Source organism: Streptomyces sp. UNOC14_S4 (genome assembly GCF_020740835.1).
Lineage (GTDB): Bacteria > Actinomycetota > Actinomycetes > Streptomycetales > Streptomycetaceae > Streptomyces.
Genome location: NZ_JAINFC010000057.1, coordinates 1 through 23,552 on the forward strand (window position 1 = coordinate 1; position 23,552 = coordinate 23,552).

Genomic DNA, 23,552 nt, shown 5'->3' on the forward strand with positions numbered 1-23,552 from the left:
CCCCCAGGCGGACATGATGTCGATCATGAACGGGCCCTGCGCCCCTCCCGTCCCCCGAGGAGAACCGACGTCATGACACAGCAGCACCCCGGGCCGACCGCCGACACCAACACCAACACCGGCACCGGCACCAACACCCACCTGCGGCGCGCGCTCAGCCCGGTGGAGCGTTGGTACTGGACGGCCGACCGCACGTCGCCGCTGAGCGGCCTCGTCCGTACCCGTGTCCACGGCGACCTGCCACCGGAGCTGCTGCGCCGCGCGCTGGACGTCCTCCAGGCCCGGCACCCGCTGCTGCGCGTGGCCATCACGGGTGACGAGAACGGGGAGCGGCCCGCCTTCCGGCCCGTGGACACGCCGATACCGCTGCGCCACGTCGAGGTGGCGCCCGACGACCCCGAGGCGGACAGCCGGTGGGAGCGCGAGACCAACGAGCACGAGTTCGCGGAGCACCTCGACTGGCACACCGGCCCGCTGCTGCGCGCGACCCTGATCACGCGGGCGGCGGGCGCCGGGCACCCCGAGGCCGTCCACGACCTGCTCCTCGCGGCCTCCCACTGTGTCGCCGACGGCATGACGGGGCTGTCCCTGCTCACGGAGCTGCTCACGATCGCCGCGCAACTGGCCGCGGGCGGGCAGCCGACGCGCGCGTCACGCCCCGCGCTGGCCGCCGCGGAGGACCTCCTCCCGGCCCGGCACCGCGGTCCCGAGGGCGCCGCCGCTCTCGGGGAACTCCTCCGGCTGGATGAGCAGGAGGCCCGGCGGCTGCGGCCCCGGCGTATCCTCCCCAGCCGGGCGGTGCCCTTCGCGCAGCGACGCACCCGGATGGTGCACCGCTCGCTGACCGCGGACCAGCTGGAGCGCCTGACGCGGGCCTGCAAGCAGCACGGCACCACCGTCCACGGAGCCCTGGCCGCCGCGATGGTGACCGCCGTCGCCCACGAGGCGGAAACGGCGGAGACGGCGTATTTCTCGATCGGCTCCCCCGTCGACTTCCGCCGGGAGCTGGAGACAGCCGTCTCCTACGAGGACGCCGGGAGCTACGCGTCCACCCTCGCGTCCCGGGTCCGCTACGAGCCCGGTGCCGGCCTGTGGCCCATGGCCCGCGCCGTCGGCCAGGACCTGGCGGACCGCCGGAAGCGCGAGGAGCACCTGACCATGCTCACCCTCTGGGACCGGTCCGGGCCGAAGACCTTCGCGGAGGGCGAGGCCTTCATGCGCCACATGGACGAGCAGGGGCCGCTCAACCTGTGCCTGTCCAACATCGACCGCTACGACGTCCCCGACCGGCTGGGTCCCTGGCGCGTCTCGGACACCCAGCTCGTCGCCGCCATCTCGGTGACGGGCGCTGTCGTGGCGACCGCCAACACCAGCCACGGCGGCCTCGCCTGGAACTTCAGCCACGTCGACGGCCTGGTCCCGGCACCGCGCGCCCGGTACCTCGCCGACGAGTCGCTGCGCGTGCTGCTGGACGCGGTCTCCGGCTGACCGGTCGCACCCGCACGGGTCCGGCCGCCTTCACCCGAATTCAGGAGCCTGTGCCGTACAACGGTGCTACGTTCCGCACGAGGACGACGGCCGGCCCGGGACAGGAGAGTGTGTCCGACGTGACTCCACCCACGCGTAAACGCGCGGGCTTCCTGTGTCGGTGGCTAGGCCACGTCGCAGAGGACCAGCCCGGCCCTGTTGAGCACGTTCACCGCGCCGACGTGGTCCGCGTTGGCCGCGAACCCGCATCTGACGCACTGGAACTTCGCTTGGGTGGCGCGGTTCTCCTTCGCGACGTGCCCGCAGGACAGGTACGTGCGGGAGGTGTTGCGCGCGTCCACCGGGACCACGAGGCGACCGGCACTCTCAGCCTTGTTCGCCAGGATTCCGAAAGAGAAGACATCCCCCGCCTCCAGGACATCGAACGGGCCGCGGGACGGCTGTTCGCCGGCCTCGGCATGACGGCCGTCGCGGAGGACGAGCCACCGGCGCCGGAACTCCTGGAAGAATTCATCGGGGACGGCCGCGCCTGGGTCCATGTGGACGAGCAGGACGTCCCGGTGGGCTATGTCATCGTCGAACTCGTCGACGGCTGCGCGCACATCGAGCAGGTCTCCGTGGACCCGTCGCACTCCGGCAGGGGCGTCGGCGCCGGCCTCGTCGACCACGTCGGGGCGTGGGCGAGGAAGCAGGGGGCCGCGGCGCTGACGCTGACCACATTCACCGACGTCCCCTGGAACGGCCCGTACTACGGGCGCCGCGGCTTCCGGTGGCTGGAGGACGCCGAGATCACTCCCGGGCTGCGCGAGATCCGCGCGGCGGAAGCGGCCCACGGCCTCGACCGCTGGCCTCGCGGCTGCATGCGCCGCGAGTTGTGACGGCGGTGACGGCGGTCGGCGCGACCGCGCCCGCGCCCGGGACCGGGGGTGAATAGGGATCACTCACGTGCGGGCCGGTCATCCGGCCTGCATATGCTCTCCCCATGACGAAGAAGGGCAAGAGCATCGCCTGGGCCTTCGCCGTCGCGATCGGCTTCGCGGCCGTGAGCGTCGTCGTGGACGCGGTCCGCGGCGAGGAGCTGGACTGGGCCATGACGGCCTTCCTGCTGATCATGCTCCCCACCGCCGTGGGCGAGGTGCTCAGGGCGTACGGCAGGGACCGCGCGGCCGCCCGGACCGGAACCGTCTCGAACTGGCTGGTGCTCCCCGCCGTCGCCGTGCTGTGGGCGGGCCTGATCGTCGGCTGGTCCCGGGGCGAGGGCACGCCGTGGCTGCCGTTCACGGCGGCGGTGCTGATGCCGCTCGGCGCCGCGGTGCTCGCCGTACAAGCCCTGCGCAAGCGCCGAACGGTGGCCTGAGCGGCCCGACCGGCCCGACCGGCCCGCGGCCGGAGGGACATGGCCACTGGTCACGCCGGTCCCGTGCGGCAAGGGAGGATCTTCATGGCGCGCAGTGGCCTGTGTCCTCGTCGCGGGCGCCGCCGCTGACCGTCCACGTCCGCGGCTCGTCAGCCGTGCCGCGGAACGGCACGCGCCAGTGGCACGGCCGCGACGCGCTCCAGCGCAGCCGCTTGCGCCGGTGTTCCAGTACTTCGGTCTCCTTGGCCGCGTCGTAGTAGTCGGCTCGCCGCCAACGGGCCCTGTCGTAGCCGTCGGTCTCGGCCCAGCAGGCCGCGATGCCGCACAGCTGGTTCCACAGGCGGAACTTGGCGCGCAGCGCTCCGCGCGATCCGTCGTCGCACTCGAACACGTCCCGGAGTTCCCGGCACAGCAGGAAGAGGGCGTGCTGGAAGGACACGACGGTGCAGTGCACGCCGTTCCCGAAACCGTGGGCGCGCCGCGCTTCGTCGGTCCGGGACGTCAGGAACGCCTCCAGGGCGTCCACGTCGGCGAGCGTGAGGTCCGCGGCGTACCGCAGTTCGCCGACGCCGGGCGGGGATTGGACAACAGGGCTCATGGATTCCCTTTCGACAGAACCTGCGTGATGCCTCCGCCACACCTAACGATGTACTGTTATTCCGGATATGGGCCTCTTGCCCGGAAGTTCGCATCGGTCGGCGCGGAGATCACCCGCTGCTCGCCCGTCGCTTCTCGCCGAAGGTCCGCCGGCAGGCACCCGGAGTCGTGCCGAGGGCGGTCTGGATCGTGCGTGGTGGTGTTCGCGCCCGGCAGCCACCGCCCGTACCGAGACCGGCGCGCGGCTGCCCGGACCACCGTGACGGCCCCGTCGTGGCCGGTCAGGCGTGCGCGCCGGGGGGACCGGGTGTAAGCAGGAGGTATGCGCTTCCGGCACCCCTCCACACGGCTGCGGGGCCGGAGGCCGGGCGCGGCCATGGTCGCGCTGCCCGTGGCGCTGATGGCCATCATCGCGGCGGTCGACATCACGTCGCCGCCCGACATCCACCTGGGCCCCCTGCTGGTCATCGCGCCCGCGGTCACCGCCTCCTTCGCCGGTCCCGGTCTCACCGGGGCGATCGGGGGCCTGTCCGTGGTGACCCAGCTGATCATCGGGGCGGAGAGGGACACCTTCGACTCGTCGAACATCCAGATGCAGTCGGTGTCCCTGGCCGTGCTGTCGGTGTTCCTGATGGCCTTCACCTACTTCCGCGAGTCCCGCAAGCGGGAGCTCGCCTCGGTGCGCCGGGTGTCCGAGGCCGCGCAGAACGTGCTGCTGCGGCCACTGCCGCGGCGCGCCGGGCCGCTGGAGGTCGACTCCCGCTACCAGGCCGCCGAGGCCCACGCCCACGTCGGGGGCGACCTGTACGCCCTGGCCCGCACCCCGGACGGCACCCGGCTGATCATCGGCGACGTCCAGGGCAAGGGGCTGGCCTCCCTCAGCGACAGCGCGCTGCTCATGGGTGCCTTCCGTGCCGCGGCCCACCGTCACGCGCCGCTGGCCGCGCTCGTCGCCTACCTGGAGGGCGGCATCTGCTGGGGCCTCGTGGAGTTCTCCGAGGACCGGGAGGACGTCGGGGAGCGCTTCGTGACCGCCGCCGTGCTCGACATCCCGGACGGCCGGGAGGTCCTCCACCTGATCAACTGCGGGCACCCGTCCCCGCTGCTGCTGCGGCAGGGCGGCGCCGGCGCCGTGCCGCTGGACGTCCCCCGGCCCGCCCCGCCGCTCGGTCTCGGCGACCTGTCCGACACCGGCTACGAGGCCGCGACGTTCGACTTCCGCGTCGGCGACCTCCTGCTGCTGTACACGGACGGCGTCAGCGAGGCCCGTGATCACGACGGGGTGTTCTACCCGCTCGCGGAGCGGGCGGCGGCTCTGGCCGGCCTCGGCCCGGAAGTGTTCCTGCAGAGCCTGTCCGCGGACCTGGTGGCCTACGTCGGCGGTCCGCTCAACGACGACGTGGCGATGGTCGCGGTGCGGCGGAACGGCGGCGCCTGACCGCGCCCGGGCGGCGGCACACGGCCACCTCCCGGGCGGACCGTGCCGTCATCCCGCGTCGGCGGTCTCCTCCTCCCTGGGTCCCTTCCTGGGCTCCTTCCTGGGCCCGGGCACCACGGGGGTGTACTGGGCGGCCTGGAGCTCGTACATCTCGCGGTAGTGGCCGCCGTCGATGGCCATCAGATCGGCGTGCGTGCCCGACTCGATCAGGCGTCCCTTGCGCAGGACGTGGATGAGGTCGGCGGTGGCGGTCGCGGCGAGCCGGTGCGTGATCATCAGGACGGTGGTGCCGTCGTCCGTCAGCTCGCGGAGGCTCTGGAAGGCCTCGATCTCCTTCTTCGGATCGAGGGCGGCCGTCGGCTCGTCCACGATCAGCAGCGGCGCGGCGCGGTAGAGGGCGCGGGCGGTGGCGAGCTTCTGCCACTGCCCGCCGGACAGCTTGACGCTGCGCTCGAAGCCCTTGACGGCGATGCTGTCCCAGCCGTCGGCCAGGTCCTCGACGACGCCGGTGACGTCGGCCGCGGCGGCCGCTCGCTCGGCCCGCTGCTGGATGTCGGGGCGCGGGACGGTGGGCCGTCCGATGTGGATGTTCGCCCGCACCGTCATGGGCCAGTGCGCGATCTCCTGGGACAGCACGGCGATCTGGTCGAAGACCGTGTCCCGGTCGGCCTCGCGGACGTCGACGCCACCGAAGGAGAGCGTGCCCTCGGTCGGCAGGTAGAGCCCGGCGACAAGGTTGGACAGGGTCGTCTTCCCCGACCCGTTCTCCCCCACCAGGGCGACCACCTTGCCCCGGGGGATCGTCAGCGACACACACTCCAGCGTGGCCTCCTCCGCGTTCGGGTACCGGAAGGTCACCCGGTCGAGGACCACGTCGAAGCCGCCCTCCGGGACGGGCCGGCCGCCCGCGGGGATGGCGTGCTCGGCGGTGAGCGCGCACGCCTCGTCGAGGTCGCCGAGGTACATGGACTCCTCGACCATGTGGTTGAACTGCATGACGAGCGCCGCGAGATAGCCGGTGGAGGTGCGGATGGCGATGACGGCGGTACCGGCGGCCGCGAGCGGCATGCCGCCGGTGGTCAGCAGCCACCACAGCAGCCCGTAGGCCACCAGCCGGGCCATACCGGAGGAAGCGGCCCCCACCAGCTCGGTCGTCGCCTCGGCCTTCGCCAGCCGCTCCTTCTCCCGGCACGCCGTACGGGCCATGTCGGCGTGCGCGTCCATCAGCAACTTCCCCGCGCCGTGCACCCGTACCTCGGCGCTCACGTCCGCCCGCGTGATCGGGTAGGTGATCGTCTCCACCGCCCGCGTGTGGTCCAGCCACACGTGCATCGACGCGTACGCCCGGCGCACCACCGCCACGGCGGCCAGCCAGCGCGGCACCGCGATCAGCGCGAGCGCGGCCACGAGCGCCGGGTTGAGGAACCCGAGGACCACGGCGGAGGCGGCGAACCCGACGAGGTCGTGGAGGATGTCCACCGCGTACCGCAGCATGCGCTTGACGGAGTCGGTGCCGTACCGGCCCGCGGCCAGTACGCGGTAGACGTCCTTGTTCTCCAGTGCCGCCATCTCGCACCGGGCCATGCCCCGGTAGTAACGGGCCGTGTATTCCAGCTCGATCTTCGGGTACAGGCGGCCCGCGTACCGCACCGAGAAGCAGCCGAGACCGACCGACACGGCGGACACCGCCCCGGTGGTGACGAGCGCCGGGAGCGCCTGTTGGAGCCGGTCCGCGGTGGGCCCCTCCGCGAACAGGTGCACCAGCACCTGGTTGGTGGCCACCAGCCCGAACGCCGTCATCAGCCCGGCCGCGAGATTCGCCCCGAACACCACCAGCAGCGCCAGCCGGTCCACCCGCCACGCCACCGTGCACACGGTGGCGAGCATCGACGGGAACTGCTTGGCCATCGACCACAGGGACATCCGCAGCAGCGGGTCCTCGTAGACGGCCCACTTCTTGTCGTACCGCAGCGCGCCCGAGAAGAGCAGCTTCTCGCTCTCCGACAGCGGCGCCGGGCCCTGTGCCCGGGGACTCCCCCACAGCCTGCGCCGGGCCTGTTTACTGCCTGACGAGTCCTCCACCTGCCTGTTCTCCCTCCCCTAGGGTAAAGAGCGCCCGGTAGAGGGCACCCGGTGCCTAACGGGACCGGGCGGCAGGAGGACACGGCCTGCGAGAAGGGAAGCGCGGCCGGGGCCGGAGGTGCTCACCGGCTCAGCGCGAGCCGCCGGGCCCCGTCGTCGGCGTCGTCGGCGTCGTCGTCGGCAAGTAGCGCGGGGACCGCCGGGCGTTCAGCCGGTGTTCCACGGCGGCCCCCAGGGACAGCAGGCGGGCGTCCTGGCGGTCACCGGCCATCAGCAGGAGGCCGACGGGGAGTTCGTTCACGAAGCCGGCGGGGACCGACAGCGAGGGGTAGCCCGCCACGGCCGCGGGGGTGGAGGACGGGATGACGTCGTTGTCGCCCCGCGCGCAGTCCGTGGTCCAGGCGGGCGGGTTCGTCGGCGCGGCGATGGCGTCCAGCCGGTGGGCGGCCATGGTCTCGTCGATGGAGCGCCGTGACAGGCTCTTCAGCTCGGCGCGCATGGCCCGGTACGCCGGGTCGGTGGTGGGGGGCGCGGCGAGGGCCTGCTCGAAGAGTTCCTGACCGGCGAAGCAGGTGCGCTCCGCGGGGTGGGTCCGGTTGAACTCGATCAGCGCGGCGAGGTCGCGGGGGCCGCCGCGCGTGGCGAGGTAGGCGTCGATGTCCCGGTGGAACTCGCTGAGGAGCGCCGGGAATTCGAGCTCGGCGAGCCGCTGCTGGTACGGGAGCGCCACCTCGACGACCTCGGCCCCCGCGGCGCGCAGCCCGGCCGCCGTACGGGTCATCACGGCGTCCACCTCCGGCCCGAGCGAGGGCAGCCGCCACAGGCCGATGCGTTTCCCGCGCAGACCCGTGTCCAGAAGGGCAGCCGGAAGGGCGGGGTGTGCGGTGACACCGCCACTGAGCACCCCGAGGGTGAGTGCCGCGTCGACGACATGACGGGCCATGGGCCCCGCGGTGTCCTGCTCGGCGGAGATCGGCACCACACCTTCCCCGCTGACCAGTCCGAGGCTGGGCTTGTGGCCGGCCACCCCGTTCATCCCGGCGGGGCAGACGATGGAGCCGTCGGTCTCGGTGCCGATCGCCACCTGCGCGAGCGAGGCGGCGATCGCGGCGGCGGAACCGGCGGACGACCCGCACGGGTTCCGGTCCAGTACGTACGGATTGCGGGTCTGCCCGCCGACCGCCGACCACCCCGATGTCGGCTTCGTGGAGCGGAAGTTCGCCCACTCGGACAGGTTGGTCTTGCCGAGGATCACCGCCCCTGCCTCCCGCAGCCGGGTCACCAGGGCGGCGTCGGTGCGCGGCGGGCTCCCGGCCAGGGCCAGGGACCCGGCCGTGGTCGGTATGTCCCGGGTGTTCACGTTGTCCTTGAGCAGGACGGGGATGCCGTCGAGCGGGCCGCGGGCGCGGCCGCGCCGGTGTCTGGCGTCGCTGGCGGCCGCCTGGCGGAGGGCGGTCGGGTCGGTGTGGAGGACCGCGTTGACCTTGGGGTCGACGGCCTTGATGCGCCGCAGGTACGCGCGGGTCAGCGCCGACGAGGTCAGCGAGCCGTCCGCCATGCGGGCCTGGAGCTCCGGGATCGTCACCGTGTCGAGGTCGATTCCCGGGAGTGTGCCGCCGGAGCCGGAGCCGGCGGCACCCGCGGAGGGGATCGGCGCGGCGGCCAGAAGGGCCCCTGCGACCAGAGCGGCCATCAGTGCGGTGGTGCTCCTTTTCGTCATGAGGGGTAGCCGACTACAGGCCGCGACCGGGGCGCAAGGGTGCCGCCGCGCGCCGACGAACCGTCAGGGACTGGCCGCGAGGACGACGTACGCCGCCAGGAGCGAGAGGTGCACCCCGCCCTGGAGCGGTGTCGCGCGGCCCGGGACGATGGTCAGGGTGCCGACGGCGAAGGTGAGGGCCAGCAGCACCATGTGGGTCGCGCCGAGGCCCAGGACGAGCGGGCCGTCGAGCCAGACGGAGGCCACCGCGACCGCCGGGATGGTCAGGCCGATGCTCGCCATGGCGGAGCCCAGCGCCAGGTTGAGGCTGGTCTGCACGCGGTCGCCGCGCGCGGCCCGTACCGCCGCGATCGACTCGGGCAGCAGCACCAGCAGCGCGATGACGACACCGACGACCGAGGCGGGCAGCCCCGCCGCGGCCACCGTGGACTCGATGGCCGGCGAGACCCCCTTGGCCAGGCCGACCACCGCGATCAGGGCGACGAGGAGCAGGCCCAGGCTGGTCAGGGCGGTGCGTGCCGAGGGCGGGTCCGCGTGGTCGTCGACGTCGATGACCACGCCCTCGGCCGTCACCGGCAGGAAGTAGTCGCGGTGCCGCACGGTCTGCGTCGCCACGAACAGGCCGTACAGGATCAGGGCGGCCAGCGCGGCGAAGGTGAGCTGCGTGGGAGAGAACTGCGGGCCCGGGGTGCTGGTGGTGAACGTCGGCAGCACCAGGCTCAGCCCCGCGAGCGTGGCGACCGCGCCGAAGGCGGCTCCCGTGCCCTCGGCGTTGAACACCGCGACCCGCCGCTTGAGCGCGCCCACCAGCAGGCAGAGGCCGACGATCCCGTTGCAGGTGATCATCAGGGCGGCGAAGACGGTGTCACGGGCCAGGGTGCTGCTCTTGTCCCCGCCGTCGGCCATCAGCGTCACGATCAGCGCCACCTCGATGACCGTCACCGCGAGCGCGAGGACCAGCGAGCCGAACGGCTCCCCGACCCGATGGGCGATCACCTCCGCGTGGTGCACGGCGGAGAGCACGGCCCCCGCCAGACAGCAGCCCACAAGGGTCACCAGCCCGGCGTTCATCGACCGCCCCCAGGTCAGTGCCAGGGCGACGGCGGCCAGTACCGGCACGAAGAGCGGCCAGCGTGAGACGAGCGAGCGGAGCTGAGTACCCATGCAGCAAGGATCACATATGGGCCACAAAATACGATTCGTCATATAGCTGGCCGCACTCACCCTATGGGGCGATTAAGCCCATCAGCCCTGTGGGAGCCCGGCCCCGCGGGGGCGCCCGGCGCGCTCAGTCCTCCCAGGGCCAGCGCGCGTCCCGCAGGTGCCCCTTGCCGCCCAGGTGGGTGCGGGTGCGCCCGGTGGTGGTCACGGGCGAGACGGGACCGGCGGCCTTGGACACTCGGGTTTCCCGGGCGTCTCGGGCATCCCGGGTGCCTCGGGTGCCTCGGGTATTGAAGCGTGCCATGGCGAATTCCCCCGAATTCTTCTCCGGGGAAGCATGGCGGAGGCGTCCGAGATCGAAAGGGGTCGGCGACGGTACAGACAGCCGCGCCCGGGAGGCCAAGGGGTTTTCGCCTGCCCTGCCTGCGCCCGAACGGGCAGGGCCGGACCGCCCCCGTAGGCCCGGGCCCTGCCGATCGTCGCGAACTCCCCAGGGTGACCCGGGTCTCCGTTCAGTGGGCGTCGGCGAAGAGAGTGCCGACACGGGGAAATCTATGGCCAATGCCCTGCGGGAGGTATGTCACCGGTGCACGGTTCCGGGCCCGCACACTGTCACCGGTGCACGGTGGGAGGCGGACGAGCTGAGCAGATCCAGGCTCTTCACGCAGGTGCCCGTTCCGTGCCCCACCTGCGTGAATCCGTGCTCTGCCGCAGCACGGGCGGGTCCGTCTCGCCCAGGGCCACGAAGGCGAGCACCACCTCTTGAAGCTCTCCCCGGCTGAAGCCGGGGGATTCCCTGTCTATCTTGCGGCGACGGGCTGGACGCCACGAGTGCGCCTGACGACTGCTCTTCCAGCAGCCGGGATGACCACGGTTCCGTGGCCGATCCAGTACAGGTGCAAGATGTTCCGGGCCGCGTTGTGATCGGCGTTGCCCGACCATCCGCAGTCCGGGTTCTTGCACACGAACGTGGCCTGGTCTTCCCGGCTGCCGGGTGTGATGAAGCCGCATGCCGAGCAGCGTTGGGACGTGTACGGGGCGGGGACCTTGACCAGCTTACCGCCCAGCCGTTCCAGCTTGTACGTCAGCATCGTGACCGTGCGGCCCCACGCCTCTTGGAGGTTGGAGCGATTCAGGCCAGCTTTGGCTTTGACGTTCTTTCCCGGCTCGTCCACCGTCCCTCGGGCGGACTTGACCATGTTCGTGATGTTGAGTGCTTCGACCACGATCACACCGTATGCGCGGGTGAGGTAGGTGGTCGTCTGGTGCTGCCAGTCGAGTGCTCGTCGCGTGGCTGTTGCTCGGAGCTGCTTGATCTGGTCGTAGGTGTGCCGCAAGTGACGGGAGGACCTCTCCCCCGGCTTGCGGAACGTCTTGCGGTGTGCAGCCTCGCGCTCCAGGCGGAGCAGCCTGGCTTTCTCCTTGGGCGTCAGCCACTTGTCCCGGTCGGACTTGCCGTCCGGAAGGCGGGGCGGCCGCCCGTGGTCCTGGTGGTTGCCGTCGGACAGGGCGAGCGGCAGGTTCACCCCGGCGTCGATGCCGACCTCTGGCCCACGGCGGGGACCGGGGGCTGCTTCGAGGGTCTGGATACGGAAGGCGATATGCCAGCCCAACGCGTCCTTGACCAGACGGGCGCCGGTGATCCGGTTCTCCTTGTCCGCCTGCTTTCCCACGGGAAGGTCTTTGGTCCAGTGGAAGCGGACCCGGCCCAGCTTGGGGATGTTGACCATGCCCCAGCGGCGGTGGACGCGGACGATGTTCAGGTCCCGGCCCTGCGGGATGTCCACGGACATCACCGACCGGGTGCGGGACTTGAAGCTGGGCGCTTGGGCGCGGCCGTCCCAGCAGTTGCGCCAGGACTGGAAATACGTCTTCAACACGGCCTGCGCGGCCTGGGCGGGCAGGGCGCCGAGCCAGTCGAGGTCCTTGCGGGCCTGCCGTACCGCGGCGTCCGCCAAGGCCAAGGACCGCTTGTCCTTGGGGAGCATCGTCCACAGTCGTGCAGCAGGTTCCACATCGTCCGGGCGGCGTGCGCCTGGCCGTCGAGTGTCAACACCTCGGCAGGCGACAGCGCAAGCCGGGCGCGATGCCCGAAATGCCGCTTGACCATGATGAGTTGACTCACGATAGGCAACCTATCATTGGTTCATGTCACCTCGCTGAAATCCCAGCCCTGATGTACGCACCGGCCGCCACGTCGTCTACAACCTGCATGTTCACTTGGTTTTCGTCACGAAGTACCGGCGCAAAGCGTTCACTGATGCCATGCTGACGCGGCGCGAAGAGACCATGCGAGAGGTGCGCGAGGACTTCGAGGCGGAGCTGAAGCAGTTCAACGGCGAAGACGATCACGTGCACCTGCTGGTGCACTACCCGCCGAAAGTGCAGCTCTCGAAGCTGGTCAACAGCCTCAAGGGCGTCTCCGCCCCGGCTGCTGCGCAAGGAGTACGACAGCCACGTCCGCCGATACCTGTGGGGCGGCCACTTCTGGTCCGGCTCCTACTTCGCCGGAAGCTGCGGCGGGGCACCACTCACTGTCATAGACAGCGCGCGGCCCCGCACGGCACGTGCCGAACGGTGCGCAGGGCTCCCGCGCCCGGCAGGAAGCGGCCGCGCCCCGGCCGGTGGGAAGCGGCCGCGTCCGTGCGCCGTTTCCCACCGGCCTTCGTCATCTCACGCGGCCCGTCGTGGTGTTCACGGCGCCATCTCGTACGCGCCCGACAGCGCCTCGACGCGCTCCCAGACGCGGGCCGAGCGGGCCGCGTCGACGACGGGGCGGCGGACCGCGGCGAGGGCCCAGGTCTGCTGCCGGCCGGTGGCGGAGTCCTTGCCGTGCAGTTCGACGGCGTAGGAGGAGAAGTCGCGGACGAGGACGGCGAACAGCTCGTCGAGGACGTCCTTGTCGGTGCCGGTCAGGGCGGCCTGTTCCAGGATCAGCTGGCCGTGGACGACCAGGGCGAAGAGCTGGCCGACGGCCAGGAGCAGGTCGAGGTCGCGGCTCTGCTCCTCGTCGGGGGCCGCGGTGGTGACGAACTCGCAGAGGGCGTCGGCCTGTTCCCGGAAGCGGGCGACGTTGGGCACCTCGGCGTAGGCGTCGTACGCGGCGCGCCAGTCGTGGAAGCGTACGGAGCCCAGGCCGCTGGCCGGTCCCTGCCGGAAGAGGAACGTGTCGTCGGCCGCGTCGAGCCGCGTCGGCACCGGCGGGTAGTCGACGGGGGCCAGCAGGTGGTTGCGCATGAACTTCAGGATGAGCGCGAGGTTGACGTGGACCGTGCCCTCCAGCTTCGGCAGGCCGCGGATCTCGGAGGCCGCCTGGGCGAAGTAGGTGTCCTTCTCGAAGCCCTTGGCCGCGATCACGTCCCACATCAGGTCGATGACCTTCTCGCCCTCGGTGGTCACCTTCATCTTCGTCATGGGGTTGAAGAGGAGGTAGCGGCGGTCGTCGGGGCCCGCGGTGCGGAAGTAGTCGACGGCGCGGTCGCTGAACAGCTTCATGCCGACGAGCCGGACGTAGGCGTCGGTCAGTTCGCGGCGCACGTGCGGGAAGGCGGTGACGGGGCGGCCGTAGAGAACGCGGTTGTGCGCGTGGGTGACGGCCTCGTACATCGCGTGCTCGCAGATGCCCACGGAGGCGGTGCACAGGTTGAACTTGCCGACGTTGACGGTGTTCAGTGCGGCGTCGAAGGCGGCCTTCCCCGTGTGCAGGACGTCCTCGGCGGCGACGGGGTAGTCGGCCAGGCGGAACTCGCTGACGTACTTGGAGGAGTCGACGACGTTCTTCACCAGGTGGTACGCCTCGTGGCGGCTGTCGGCGGCGAAGAAGACGTAGCCCTCGGGGCCCTCGACGTCGGTGCGGCGGCCGAAGACGGAGACGAGACCGGCGGCGTTGCCGTTGCCGATGTAGTACTTGGAGCCGGTGGCCCGGAAGCCGCCCTCGCCGTCGGGTTCGAGCAGCATGTCGGTCGAGTAGATGTCGGCGCCGTGGGTCTTCTCCGACAGGCCGAAGGCGAACACCTCGCCCTGGTCGAGCAGTTCGGCGGCGCGGGCGCGGGCGGCGGCGTTGTCGCTCTGCCAGACCGGGCCGAGGCCGAGGATGGTGACCTGCCACGCGTACCAGTAGTCGAGGCCGTAGAAGCCGAATATCTCGTTGAGGGCGGCGATACGGGCGGTGTCCCAGCGCTTGTCCCCCTGATCCTGGGACTGCCCCTTGGCCTGCCCCTCGGACTGGCCCCCGGCGGCCGCGGACGGGGTGAGGAACGTCGCGAACAGGCCCTCCTTGGCGGAGAACTCCAGGAAGTCCGCCAGCCAGGCGCGGGACCGGTAGTCCTCGATCAGCTTGCGCTTGCCGCGGGTCTCGAACCAGTCGACGGTGGCGCGCAGCAGCCTGCGGGTCTCGGGGTCGAAGTGCGCGGGGTCGAAGTGCGCGGGGTCGAAGGTGCGCGGGTTGAAGAGAAGCGGGTCGGCCATGGTTGCTGGTTCGCCTTTCCGGCTCGGAGTCGGGGGGTGAACGGTTCGGTGTCGCGGTAACTGCCGGTGGGGGTGCTTCGGGGCCCAGTGTCCGGGGTCCGGGGTCCCGGGTCAGCGGTCGGATCGGCCGTCGGCGGCCTGGGCGGCGCGGATGCGGTGGAGGGTGGCGAGCACGTCGTCGAGCCAGGCGAGCGTCATCCGCTCGTACGCGATGCCGCCGCGCAGCACGACATGCTGCAGCTCGTGCATGGCGCCCGGTTCGGCAGGAGCCTCCGGCCCGGTGAAGTCGCGCCGCTCCCCGGCGAGGTAGTGCGTCAGCCGCTCGGAATGAGCCTGCTGGTAGCGCTCGACCTGGCGGATGAGATCGGACGGGTCGTCGAAGGCGGCGCCCCGGATCTTCACGGCGAGGTCGTGCCGGACGCTCTCGGGCTCGATCGGCTCGTGCAGCCAGGCGGAGAGTGCGGCTTGCCCGGCAGGAGCAACCGAATAGTGCTTCTTGTCCGGCTTGCCGTGCTGCGACACCTCACACGCCTCGACCCAGCCGTCGCTCTCCATCCGCTTGAGAACGCGGTAGATCTGCTGGTGGGTGGCCGCCCAGAAGTAACCGATGGACCGGTCGAACCGCCGGGCGAGCTCATAGCCGGAGCCCGGCTTCTCCAGCAGGGAGACGAGGATCGCGTGGTCGAGCGCCATACGCCGGATCCTCTATGCAACTCGTTGCATAGGCAAGAGGTGCCGACCACGATGAGACCCGGCTCACGCGGGCGGGCCGACGCGAGGGCGCCCAGCACCTCCGTTACCGTGCCCGGATGGTGTCAGTGCGAACGATGACGGAGGCCGATGTCGCGGCCGTATCGGTGATACGCGTGACCGGCTGGAAGAGCGCGTATGCCGGACTGCTGCCCCGGTCCTACCTGGACCGTATGACGGTCGAGGAGGACACCGAGTGGCGCCGGAAGCACTTCGCGGAAATGACGGAGGGAACGGCAGGAGGCGTCACCGACCTGGTGGCGGTCGACGACCGGGCGGAAGTCGTGGGATGGGCCTGCCTCGGGCCGTACCGCGGTGCCGGAGCGGCGGACGCCGCCGCGGGTGAGCTCTACGCCCTGTACGTGCGCCCCTCGCTCACGGGGGCCGGGATCGGCCGCGTGCTGTTGGACGCCGTGCACGCCCATGCACGCGCCCGCGGCTTCGAGCAGGTGCTGCTGTGGGTCCTGGACGGCAACAGCGGGGCACGCCGCTTCTACGAACGAGCCGGTTACGCGGCCGACGGCGGTTCCCAGGCGGACGACTACGACGGGGTGTCCGTGGCGGAGGTCCGCTACCGTCGCGCGCTGGCCGACCGGGCCGCGCTCATGACATCTGTCAGGGCGCACCGGTGACACAGGGCTCTGCTGCCCGGTGTCCCTCCCGCGAGAAAGTGATCTTGCATCACCGGATCGTGAGAGGACTGCACCATGTCGAAGCGCGTCATCGCCCTGGCCGCCGTTGCCGCGGCCCTGGCCGGGACGGCCATCGCGCCGGGCGCCGACGCCGCCGGGGTACCGGCCGGGGCCGATGTCAGGGTCGGCAGCACGGCCGTCGGCACCGTCTCGCCGACGGCCATCGGCGCCAACATGCCCTTCTGGAACCCTCACCTGACCCGGCCCGACACCGCCGAGCTCATCAGGAAGGCCGGGATCAGGACCCTCTCCTTCAACGCCGGTCCCGCCGGCGACCTCTACCACTTCGGCAACGGCGGCTGGCTCAGCCCCGACCCCGGTGGGCCCGGCAACGGCGGGTTCGAGAACCTCACCCCGCGCTTCACCTTCGACCAGTTCGCGAGGACCGCGCAGGCCGCCCACGCCGGAATGCTCGTCCACGTGAACTACGGCACGGGCCCGACCGACACCAAGGACGCGCCCAGCACCCCGGAGAACCCCAAGCCGGGCGATCCCCAGGAGGCCGCCGCCTGGGTCCGCTACGCCAACCGCACCCACCACTACGGCGTCCGCGACTGGGTGATCGGCGAGGAGACCTACCTCAACGGCTGGCACCCCCGGCCCCCGGGCATGTACGTCGAGCCCGACGCGCACCCCGACAGGACCCCGGCCGCGTACGCCCGCAACTCCATCGAGTACGCCAAGGCGATGAAGGCCGTCGACCCGGCCATACGGATCGGCATAGAACTGGCCCCGTACGACCCGGCGGGGACGGACAGGCCCGGCATCGACCGGAACGCCAAGCTGTGGGACGACGGCGTGCTGGGCACCCCGGGCCTGGCCGACGCCGTCGACTTCGTGGACATCCACTGGTACCACGCCGCCCGCGCTGGCTCCGACGCGGGCGTGCTGGCCGACACCGCCGCCATCGGCCCCACCCTGCGCGCCCTGCGCACGGATCTCGACCGCGCCTCCGGCCCCCGCCACCGCCTCGACATCGTCGCGGGCGAGACCAACTCCGGTGCCGCGACCGCGACCCGGCAGCAGACGGGCGCGGTGGGCGCGCTCCACCTGATCGACAACAACCTCACCCTGCTGGAGAACGGCGCCACCGCGGTGGACTGGTGGGCCCTCTACAACGGTCCCAACTCCACGCCGGACGGCGGCTGGGGCGACCTCGGACTGCTGTCCTCCGGCGGCTGCCCCTCGGACCAGCCGGGCAGGACGGACTGCGAACCGCCTGCCGGCACCCCCTTCGCCCCGTACTGGACGATGCAGTTGCTCACCACCGCACTCAAGGGCGGCGGCACCCTGCTGAGCACCACGGCCACCGGCAGCAGCACCCTGGCCGCGCACGCGATCCGCCGTGCCGACGGCACCCTGGCCGTCGTCGTAGTCAACAAGGACCCGCAGCACGCCCAGGGCGTACGCCTGTCCGTCCCTCGCGGCTACCGCGCCGACCGCACCGTCACCTGGCGGCAGGGCGACACCTCCCCCACCACCCGCTCCGGCCCGGCACCCACCACCCTCGCGCCGTACTCCGCGGCGGTCGTGCTCTTCCAGCGCACCCGGTAGCGGCGGGCCCGTAGGCATCGGCCGGTTTCCCGCCACTCGGCAACACCGCATTGACGGTGTGTCGCACCACGCACCAGCATGGGTGGGCTCTACAGCGGTGGCACTGAAGTTCGACATCGCATCGGCTCCGTCTCCGTACCCACCCTCGAGGGGAGATCGGCATGCACGTCGGGACACCAGGCACGAGACGCACGGGATGTACAGGACGCGCGAGAGCACGGCGTACCGGCACGGCCGTGCTCGGCGTGCTGGGGCTGGTGATCACCCTGTTCACCATGGCACCCCAGGCACAGGCCGACGACGGCGTGGTCGAGATGCCCGTGCTGGTGCCGAGCGGGGCAGACTACCAGAAGAACCTCAAGGCCGAGGTGGAGTTCTGGAACCTGGCCAGAATGGCCAAGGCCGCGCTCAACAACGAGGACCAGGACGCGGTTCCGCCCTCGGGCGGCTGGGACAGTCTCAGCAAGCCGTGGCCCGTGGGGAAGGGGCTCATCGCGCGCACCGCGGGCAAGATCCTCATGGAGGTCACGGACCAGGACAGCGGCGCGCGAGGGCTCTCCGCCTGCTCCGGTGACGTGGTGACCAGCGCCAACCAGAGCGTGGTGGTCACCGCCGGGCACTGCGTCGGGTACCACCTCCCGTTCAACGCGAACATCCTGGTCGACAACATGGTCTTCATCCCCGGGTTCGACGGGAAGAACCTGCAACGCCACACCACCAGCACGGACCTGCCCGGCAAGGACGTCGCGCCGTACGGGGTGTGGGGCGTGACCCGCGAGTGGGTCACCGGCACCTGGAGCGCGAGCGCCGACTGGGTGCTGGGCCACGACATGGCGGCGCTCCTCGTGGCCAACCCCCAGGACCCGCGGCCGATCGCCCAGGTCACGGGCGCGCAGCAGATCGCCTTCAACCAGCCGCGCGCCCAGCACTCCTTCATGTTCGGCTTCCCGACGGCCAACGAGCGCAACTACTACGCCCCGGCCAAGAACAAGGTGTCCGCGGCACTCCAGCGCACCGTCGACGGCCGCACCCTGATGGTCACCGAGGGCGACGCCTGGGCCGACCCGGTCTACCTCAACGACCTGATGACCGGCGCGCAGCCCCCGGGGAGCAGCGGTGGCCCATGGATGCAGAACTTCGACCCCGCGACCGGTACGGGCCTCCAGACCGGGGTCTTCTCCCGCTACGACGATCCCGCTCAGATCATCGGCATGCTCGGCTGGCAGGAGGGCCCCAACCTCAGCGCTACCCAGTTCGGTGACGAGGAGTACGCGGTCTTCAACACCGCCCAGTCGGCGGCTCTGCCCCCGGCCGTGTCCTCGAAGTGACGTCATGACCGGTCGGGACGGGAGACGAGCTCGGCCAGGTGGCGCAGCGAGCCGGTGAGATGCCCGGGGCCGAACGGCGGGAACCGCAGGTACTCCCGGATGGACCGCGGCACCGCCGACCAGTCGTAGGTGAGCGTGACCTCGGTCCTGGACGGACCGAGCGGCGCGAGGTCGTAACGCCAGGACCAGCCGCCGAACTCCAGGTGGCCGTCGTCCTTCTCCTGTCCCGTCAGCCAGCCGATGGCGCGCGGCGGGTCGAGCACGTGGACCTTGTTGGCCACCTGGTAGTCACCGTCCGGATGGCCGGGGTGGTACATGTCCATCCGGAAGATCTGCCCCACCTCGGTCAGCAGCGCGCGGTCGACGGCTTCCCGGACCCAGCCGGTGCCGTCGATCGCCGCATGGGTCGTCGGGTCCGCCAGCACCGCGAACACCTTCGCGGCGGGCAGGGCGACCGTCAGGGTGGCGCTCACCTTCTCCTGGTCCATGGTGCACACGCTCCCTCTCGTCTCATCTCGGGCCGAGGAAATCGGAACTGGAGGCCGCGGCCCTGGCCGCGTAACCGGGCCCGGTTCAGCGCAGGTTGTCGCCCCAGCCGCCCTGCAGCATGCTCTGGAACGCCCACCGCCCGTTCCGCTTCACCAGGACGTCCGCGTACCTCAGCCGCTGGGTCGCGCCGCCCGCCGTCATGGTGGAGTCGGTGAAGACGACGGCCATCGCCGGACCGAGGAAGACAGGCGTGCGGACCGAGTCGAAGGTGATGTCCTCGGTCCCCTCCCCCATCACATGGGTCATGGTCTCGACGAACCGCTCGCGGTCCCACTGGGCGGAGACGCCGTCGCCCGCGGAGTCGTCGCTGACGAGGTTGAGGGGAAAGACGGCGAGGTCGGCCATCCGCTCGATGTCGCGCCGCGCGGCGGCCGCGTCGTACTCGGCGAACCAGGCGTGTATGGCGGCGATTTCGTCCGCGGTCGGGGCGTATCCGGTGTCGGGGAGCTGAAGCACGCGTTCTCCTCGTAGAGGTTCGATCCATCGGCTGCCACGACCGATGGTCCTCCGCGTCCCCCTTCTAGTCAAATTTGATTAGAAGGGGAAGGGCTCCCCTCGCGAGAACACCGCGTACGGAACTCAGAGGTCGTGGAGGATGTGGTCCACGCACACCGCCAGGACGAGCAGGAGCATCGCGTCCTCCTCCGCCATGACGTCGACCGTGTAGGCGTCCCGGATGCTGAACCAGCGGCGGGAGATCCGGGCCAGGGTCGTGCCCCGGTCCTGGATGTCGAACTCCTTGTCCCAGAAGTTGCCGACGATCCGCAGCCGGCGCCCGTCCCGCAGCCGGACCGCGAAGCGGTCCCCGAAGAAGGCGAAGGCCCGCCTGCTGACGAGGCCCACGGTCCCGCCGTCCTCTTTCACCAGAATGGTGTGGTGGACGGTGAGCCTCTTCTTGACGATGGTCGCCATCTGGTCGCCCCGGGTGTCCACGAAGGCGAACGTGTTGCGCAGCCGGAACAGCTTCCTGTCGACCCGGTAGACCCTCTCCCGGTGCTCGGTCTCGATCCACGCCTCTTCATGGAAGGCCAGCATGCGGTCGCGTACCAGGTAACGCACGGCATCCCCTGTCCGGATCGGCCCTGCCGGGAACGGCGGCAGGCGGTGCCTCAGAGCCTAGGCGCTCCGCCGGTGACGCGTCATGGTACGGCCCGGCCCCGCGCCCCTCACGGGGTGCGGGGCCGGGCCGTATGTCGACCGCTCGCGCGGGGCGCGTCAGGCCGTGGCGGCGATGGCGTCGCGAACCTCGCGGAAGGCCGCGACCGTGCGCAGGACGTCCTCGCGGGAGTGCGCGGCGGACAGCTGGACGCGGATGCGGGCCTTGCCCTTGGGGACCACGGGGTAGGAGAAGGCGATCACGTAGATGCCCTTCTCCAGCAGGTCCGCGGCCATCCGGGCGGCCAGGGCGGCGTCGCCGACCATCACCGGGGTGATGGCGTGCTCGCCGGGCAGGATCTCGAAGCCCGCCGCCGCCATCTCCGTGCGGAAGAGCGCGGTGTTCTCCCGCAGGCGGACGCGGCGGTCGCCGGACTCGGCCAGCAGGTCGAGCACGCGCAGCGAGGCGCCGACGATCGACGGGGCGAGGGAGTTGGAGAACAGGTACGGGCGCGAGCGCTGGCGCAGCAGCTCGACGATCTCGGCGCGGGCGGCGACGTAGCCGCCGCTGGCGCCGCCGAGGGCCTTGCCGAGGGTGCCGGTGATGATGTCGACGCGCTCGGTCACCCCGAACAGCTCGGGCGTGCCGCGGCCCTCCTCGCCGACGAAGCCGACGGCGTGCGAGTCGTCGACCATGACCAGGGCGCCGTAGCGGTCGGCCAGGTCGCAGATCTCGTCCAGGGGGGCGATGTAGCCGTCCATGGAGAAGACGCCGTCGGTGACGATGAGCTTGTGGCGGGCGCCCTCGGCCTCCTTCAGGCAGCGCTCCAGGTCCGCCATGTCGCGGTTGCGGTAGCGGAAGCGGGCGGCCTTGGAGAGGCGGATGCCGTCGATGATGCTGGCGTGGTTGAGCTCGTCGGAGATCACCGCGTCCTCGGCGGTCAGCAGCGTCTCGAAGACGCCGCCGTTGGCGTCGAAGCACGAGCTGTAGAGGATCGTGTCCTCCATGCCGAGGAACCGGGAGATCTTCTCCTCGAGCTCCTTGTGCGGCGCCTGGGTGCCGCAGATGAAGCGGACGGAGGCCATGCCGAAGCCCCAGTCGTCCAGGGCCTGCTTGGCGGCCGCGACGACCTCGGGGTGGTCGGCGAGGTCGAGGTAGTTGTTGGCGCAGAAGTTCAGCACCTTGCCGTCGCCGACGCTGATGGCCGAGGACTGCGGGCTGGTGATGACGCGCTCGGACTTGTACAGGCCCGCGTCGCGGATGTCCTGCAGCTCCTTGCGCAGGTGTTCGCGCATGCCGTCGAACATGGGGACTCCTCGTGTGGTCGTGGGGTGAGCGCGTCAGGGCGCGGTCGGCCGGGTCCAGTCGATGACGACCTTGCCGCACTGGCCGGAGCGGGCCGTGGCGAACGCCTCGGCGTGCTGCTCGAACCCGAAGCGGTGGGTTATCACCGGCGAGATGTCCAGGCCGTTGCGCAGCAGGACGGACATCGCGTACCAGGTCTCGAACATCTCACGGCCGTAGATGCCGCGGAGGGTCAGCATGCGGGTGACGACCGTGGCCATGTCGATGCTCACGTCGCCCGTGGGCAGGCCCAGGGCGGCGATCCGGCCGCCGGGCGACATGGTGGCGATCATGTCCTGCAGGGCGTCGGCGCGGCCGGACATCTCCATGCCGATGTCGAAGCCCTCGGTCATGCCGAGCTCGGGCATGACGTCGGCGATGCGGCGGCTGCTGACGTCGAGGGCGACGGTCGCGCCCATCTTCTGTGCCAGGGCGAGCCGGTAGGGGCTGACGTCGGTGATCACGGTGGAGCGGGCGCCCGCGTGGTTCGCCACGGCCGCGGCCATCATGCCGATGGGGCCGGCCCCGGTGATGAGGACGTCCTCATTGAGCACGGGGAAGGAGAGCGCGGTGTGCACGGCGTTGCCGAACGGGTCGAATATGGCGGCGACGTCGATGTCGATCTCGTGCCGGTGGACCCAGACGTTCGACTCGGGCAGGACCACGTACTCGGCGAAGGCGCCGTCGGTGTGGACGCCGAGGCCGATCGTGCGGATGCACAGATGGCGGCGGCCTGCCATGCAGTTGCGGCAGGTGCCGCAGACGAGGTGGCCCTCGCCGCTGACGATGTCGCCGACGCTCACCGAGTTCACGCCGGGGCCGGTCTCCACGACCTCGCCCGCGAACTCGTGACCCACGACGAGGGGGGCACGGACCACACGGGCCGCCCAGTCGTCCCAGCTGTCGATGTGCAGATCGGTACCGCAGATACCGGTGCGCAGCACCTTGATCAGTACCTGTCCGGGGCCGGCCTCGGGGGTCGGTACCTCGGTCAGTTCGAGACCCGGTCCAGCCTGGGTCTTCACCAATGCCCTCATGGGGGATCACTGTGCTGCCTCGACCCCTGTGAAGTCCATCAACATTTCTCGACATAACTTGTGAAGCCCTGCTTCAAAGGGAGCGGGGAGGGGTGCGATAGTGAACTGGTGATCGATCCTCGCCGCCTGCGTGTGCTGCGCGCCCTCGCCGACCACGGCACCGTCACGGCCGCCGCGCACGCCCTGTACCTCTCCCCCTCGGCCGTCTCCCAGCAGCTGGCCGCCCTGGAGACCGAGACCGGGCACGCCCTGCTGGAGCGGCGGGGCCGCGCCGTCCGCCTCACCGCCGCGGGCAGCGTCCTCGCCCGGCACGCCGACGAGATCGCCGCCCAGCTGGAGCGGGCCGAGGCCGACCTCGCCCGGTGCTCGACGGGCCTGGTGGGCGAGGTGACCATCGCGGCCTTCGCGACCTCCATCACCGAGGTCGTCGCCCCCGCCGTGGCCGCGCTCGGCCGCCGGGCACCCCGGGTCCGGGTCCGGGTCAAGGACGCCGAGGGCCACGCCAGCGCCCGGCTGCTCGCCGACGGCGAGGCCGACATCGCCGTCGCCGTCGAACACCGCGACGCGCTCACGCCCGGCGGACGGCAGCTCCTGCACGCCCCGCTCTACGAGGAGCCCTTCGACGCCGTGCTGCCGCCCGGCCACCGCCTGGCCGACAGGCCGGGGGTCGCCCTCACCGATCTGCGCGACGACCCCTGGATCACGCCCTGGCCCGGCAACCCCGTCCACGAGGCCGTGCTGCGCGCCTGCGAGGAGGCCCGCTTCCAGCCCGCCGTGGCGTGTCTCTCGGACGACTTCTCCGCGGTCTGCGCCCTGGTCGCCGCGGGTGCGGGCGTCGCGCTCGTCCCCCGCTCGGCGCTGAACGGCATCCGCCCGGCGCTCACCCCCGCCG

General features: G+C 71.2%; 20 protein-coding genes and 2 pseudogenes. 9 read left to right on the plus strand and 13 right to left on the minus strand.

The genetic code is table 11. The features are described from left to right. The first annotated feature begins 72 nt into the window (after positions 1-72). On the plus strand, positions 73-1,488 hold the full coding sequence (locus tag K6I34_RS07830; protein WP_229323564.1) for a condensation domain-containing protein: 1,416 nt from the start codon (positions 73-75) through the stop codon (positions 1,486-1,488). A 164-nt stretch (positions 1,489-1,652) separates the two neighbouring features. On the opposite strand, the gene K6I34_RS07835 is transcribed toward K6I34_RS07830, so the two are convergent. Further along, complete coding sequence (locus K6I34_RS07835) at positions 1,653-2,027, minus strand: zinc ribbon domain-containing protein (RefSeq protein ID WP_374230847.1); 375 nt, start codon at positions 2,025-2,027, stop codon at positions 1,653-1,655. On the opposite strand from K6I34_RS07835, the gene K6I34_RS07840 reads away from it, so the two are divergent. After that, complete coding sequence (locus K6I34_RS07840) at positions 1,908-2,366, plus strand: GNAT family N-acetyltransferase (protein ID WP_374230848.1); 459 nt, start codon at positions 1,908-1,910, stop codon at positions 2,364-2,366. The genes K6I34_RS07835 and K6I34_RS07840 overlap by 120 nt on opposite strands. A 104-nt stretch (positions 2,367-2,470) precedes the next feature. Next, entirely contained in the window at positions 2,471-2,845 is a 375-nt protein-coding gene (locus K6I34_RS07845) for a hypothetical protein (protein ID WP_229323566.1), read from the plus strand. 82 nt (positions 2,846-2,927) lie between these two features. On the opposite strand, the gene K6I34_RS07850 is transcribed toward K6I34_RS07845, so the two are convergent. Continuing rightward, positions 2,928-3,443: a hypothetical protein gene (locus tag K6I34_RS07850; RefSeq protein ID WP_229323568.1), complete on the minus strand. Its 516-nt coding sequence runs from the start codon at positions 3,441-3,443 to the stop codon at positions 2,928-2,930. 321 nt (positions 3,444-3,764) lie between these two features. Here K6I34_RS07850 and K6I34_RS07855 point away from each other — a divergent pair, with 321 nt between their 5' ends. Continuing rightward, positions 3,765-4,880 carry a PP2C family protein-serine/threonine phosphatase gene (locus K6I34_RS07855; protein WP_229323569.1) on the plus strand — a complete coding sequence of 372 codons (1,116 nt, stop codon included), beginning with the start codon at positions 3,765-3,767 and terminating at the stop codon, positions 4,878-4,880. 48 nt (positions 4,881-4,928) lie between these two features. Here the strand turns inward: K6I34_RS07855 and K6I34_RS07860 are convergent, their stop codons facing one another. The 4 genes and pseudogenes from K6I34_RS07860 to K6I34_RS07875 form a co-directional block, all read right to left on the minus strand. Beyond that, the gene (locus K6I34_RS07860) at positions 4,929-6,962 is read right to left on the minus strand and encodes an ABC transporter ATP-binding protein (RefSeq protein WP_229323571.1); all 2,034 of its coding nucleotides are present in this window, start codon (positions 6,960-6,962) and stop codon (positions 4,929-4,931) included. A gap of 130 nt (positions 6,963-7,092) precedes the next feature. Continuing rightward, entirely contained in the window at positions 7,093-8,682 is a 1,590-nt protein-coding gene (locus tag K6I34_RS07865) for an amidase (protein ID WP_229323573.1), read from the minus strand. A gap of 63 nt (positions 8,683-8,745) precedes the next feature. Next, positions 8,746-9,846, minus strand: coding sequence for a calcium:proton antiporter (locus tag K6I34_RS07870; RefSeq protein ID WP_229323575.1), 1,101 nt, complete (start codon positions 9,844-9,846; stop codon positions 8,746-8,748). Positions 9,847-10,643: 797 nt separating this feature from the next. After that, positions 10,644-11,953, minus strand: a pseudogene (locus K6I34_RS07875) (RNA-guided endonuclease InsQ/TnpB family protein). Between the two features lie 98 nt (positions 11,954-12,051). On the opposite strand from K6I34_RS07875, the pseudogene tnpA reads away from it, so the two are divergent. Beyond that, positions 12,052-12,385: pseudogene (gene tnpA / locus K6I34_RS07880) on the plus strand (IS200/IS605 family transposase); the annotation flags it as partial. Between the two features lie 152 nt (positions 12,386-12,537). Here tnpA and K6I34_RS07885 read toward each other — a convergent pair. Next, a complete protein-coding gene (locus tag K6I34_RS07885) occupies positions 12,538-14,310 on the minus strand; it encodes an acyl-CoA dehydrogenase family protein (protein WP_229323577.1) in 1,773 nt (590 codons plus the stop codon). A 111-nt stretch (positions 14,311-14,421) separates the two neighbouring features. Then, positions 14,422-15,003 carry a PadR family transcriptional regulator gene (locus K6I34_RS07890; protein ID WP_229323579.1) on the minus strand — a complete coding sequence of 194 codons (582 nt, stop codon included), beginning with the start codon at positions 15,001-15,003 and terminating at the stop codon, positions 14,422-14,424. Positions 15,004-15,119: 116 nt separating this feature from the next. Between K6I34_RS07890 and K6I34_RS07895 the strand changes: the two genes are divergently transcribed. The 3 genes from K6I34_RS07895 to K6I34_RS07905 all read left to right on the plus strand — a co-directional run bounded on the left by K6I34_RS07895 (position 15,120) and on the right by K6I34_RS07905 (position 18,634). Then, a complete protein-coding gene (locus tag K6I34_RS07895) occupies positions 15,120-15,692 on the plus strand; it encodes a GNAT family N-acetyltransferase (protein ID WP_229323582.1) in 573 nt (190 codons plus the stop codon). A gap of 75 nt (positions 15,693-15,767) precedes the next feature. Next, positions 15,768-17,306: a hypothetical protein gene (locus tag K6I34_RS07900; RefSeq protein WP_229323584.1), complete on the plus strand. Its 1,539-nt coding sequence runs from the start codon at positions 15,768-15,770 to the stop codon at positions 17,304-17,306. 236 nt (positions 17,307-17,542) lie between these two features. Beyond that, positions 17,543-18,634, plus strand: a complete 1,092-nt coding sequence (locus K6I34_RS07905; protein WP_229323586.1) for a serine protease — start codon at positions 17,543-17,545, stop codon at positions 18,632-18,634. Positions 18,635-18,636: 2 nt separating this feature from the next. On the opposite strand, the gene K6I34_RS07910 is transcribed toward K6I34_RS07905, so the two are convergent. The 5 genes from K6I34_RS07910 to tdh form a co-directional block, all read right to left on the minus strand. Next, entirely contained in the window at positions 18,637-19,122 is a 486-nt protein-coding gene (locus K6I34_RS07910; protein WP_229323588.1) for a polyketide cyclase, read from the minus strand. Positions 19,123-19,207: 85 nt separating this feature from the next. After that, positions 19,208-19,639, minus strand: coding sequence for a DUF4440 domain-containing protein (locus tag K6I34_RS07915; protein ID WP_229323590.1), 432 nt, complete (start codon positions 19,637-19,639; stop codon positions 19,208-19,210). A gap of 123 nt (positions 19,640-19,762) precedes the next feature. Next, positions 19,763-20,242 carry an LURP-one-related/scramblase family protein gene (locus K6I34_RS07920; RefSeq protein ID WP_229323592.1) on the minus strand — a complete coding sequence of 160 codons (480 nt, stop codon included), beginning with the start codon at positions 20,240-20,242 and terminating at the stop codon, positions 19,763-19,765. A gap of 156 nt (positions 20,243-20,398) precedes the next feature. Beyond that, complete coding sequence (locus K6I34_RS07925; RefSeq protein ID WP_229323594.1) at positions 20,399-21,586, minus strand: glycine C-acetyltransferase; 1,188 nt, start codon at positions 21,584-21,586, stop codon at positions 20,399-20,401. 33 nt (positions 21,587-21,619) lie between these two features. Continuing rightward, positions 21,620-22,660, minus strand: coding sequence for an L-threonine 3-dehydrogenase (gene tdh, locus K6I34_RS07930; RefSeq protein ID WP_229323596.1), 1,041 nt, complete (start codon positions 22,658-22,660; stop codon positions 21,620-21,622). Between the two features lie 108 nt (positions 22,661-22,768). Here tdh and K6I34_RS07935 point away from each other — a divergent pair. Further along, on the plus strand, positions 22,769-23,552 hold a 784-nt coding region (locus K6I34_RS07935), incomplete at its 3' end, for a LysR family transcriptional regulator (protein ID WP_229323598.1).

What these genes read in the sequence shown, in the direction of transcription:
- K6I34_RS07830 (WP_229323564.1), top strand. Translation starts at nt 73, where the DNA reads ATGACACAGCAGCACCCCGGGCCGACCGCCGACACCAACACCAACACC.
- K6I34_RS07835 (WP_374230847.1), bottom strand. Translation starts at nt 2,027, where the DNA reads ATGGACCCAGGCGCGGCCGTCCCCGATGAATTCTTCCAGGAGTTCCGG.
- K6I34_RS07845 (WP_229323566.1), top strand. Translation starts at nt 2,471, where the DNA reads ATGACGAAGAAGGGCAAGAGCATCGCCTGGGCCTTCGCCGTCGCGATC.
- K6I34_RS07850 (WP_229323568.1), bottom strand. Translation starts at nt 3,443, where the DNA reads ATGAGCCCTGTTGTCCAATCCCCGCCCGGCGTCGGCGAACTGCGGTAC.
- K6I34_RS07855 (WP_229323569.1), top strand. Translation starts at nt 3,765, where the DNA reads ATGCGCTTCCGGCACCCCTCCACACGGCTGCGGGGCCGGAGGCCGGGC.
- K6I34_RS07865 (WP_229323573.1), bottom strand. Translation starts at nt 8,682, where the DNA reads ATGACGAAAAGGAGCACCACCGCACTGATGGCCGCTCTGGTCGCAGGG.
- K6I34_RS07870 (WP_229323575.1), bottom strand. Translation starts at nt 9,846, where the DNA reads ATGGGTACTCAGCTCCGCTCGCTCGTCTCACGCTGGCCGCTCTTCGTG.
- K6I34_RS07885 (WP_229323577.1), bottom strand. Translation starts at nt 14,310, where the DNA reads ATGGCCGACCCGCTTCTCTTCAACCCGCGCACCTTCGACCCCGCGCAC.
- K6I34_RS07890 (WP_229323579.1), bottom strand. Translation starts at nt 15,003, where the DNA reads ATGGCGCTCGACCACGCGATCCTCGTCTCCCTGCTGGAGAAGCCGGGC.
- K6I34_RS07895 (WP_229323582.1), top strand. Translation starts at nt 15,120, where the DNA reads ATGGTGTCAGTGCGAACGATGACGGAGGCCGATGTCGCGGCCGTATCG.
- K6I34_RS07900 (WP_229323584.1), top strand. Translation starts at nt 15,768, where the DNA reads ATGTCGAAGCGCGTCATCGCCCTGGCCGCCGTTGCCGCGGCCCTGGCC.
- K6I34_RS07910 (WP_229323588.1), bottom strand. Translation starts at nt 19,122, where the DNA reads ATGGACCAGGAGAAGGTGAGCGCCACCCTGACGGTCGCCCTGCCCGCC.
- K6I34_RS07925 (WP_229323594.1), bottom strand. Translation starts at nt 21,586, where the DNA reads ATGTTCGACGGCATGCGCGAACACCTGCGCAAGGAGCTGCAGGACATC.
- tdh (WP_229323596.1), bottom strand. Translation starts at nt 22,660, where the DNA reads ATGAGGGCATTGGTGAAGACCCAGGCTGGACCGGGTCTCGAACTGACC.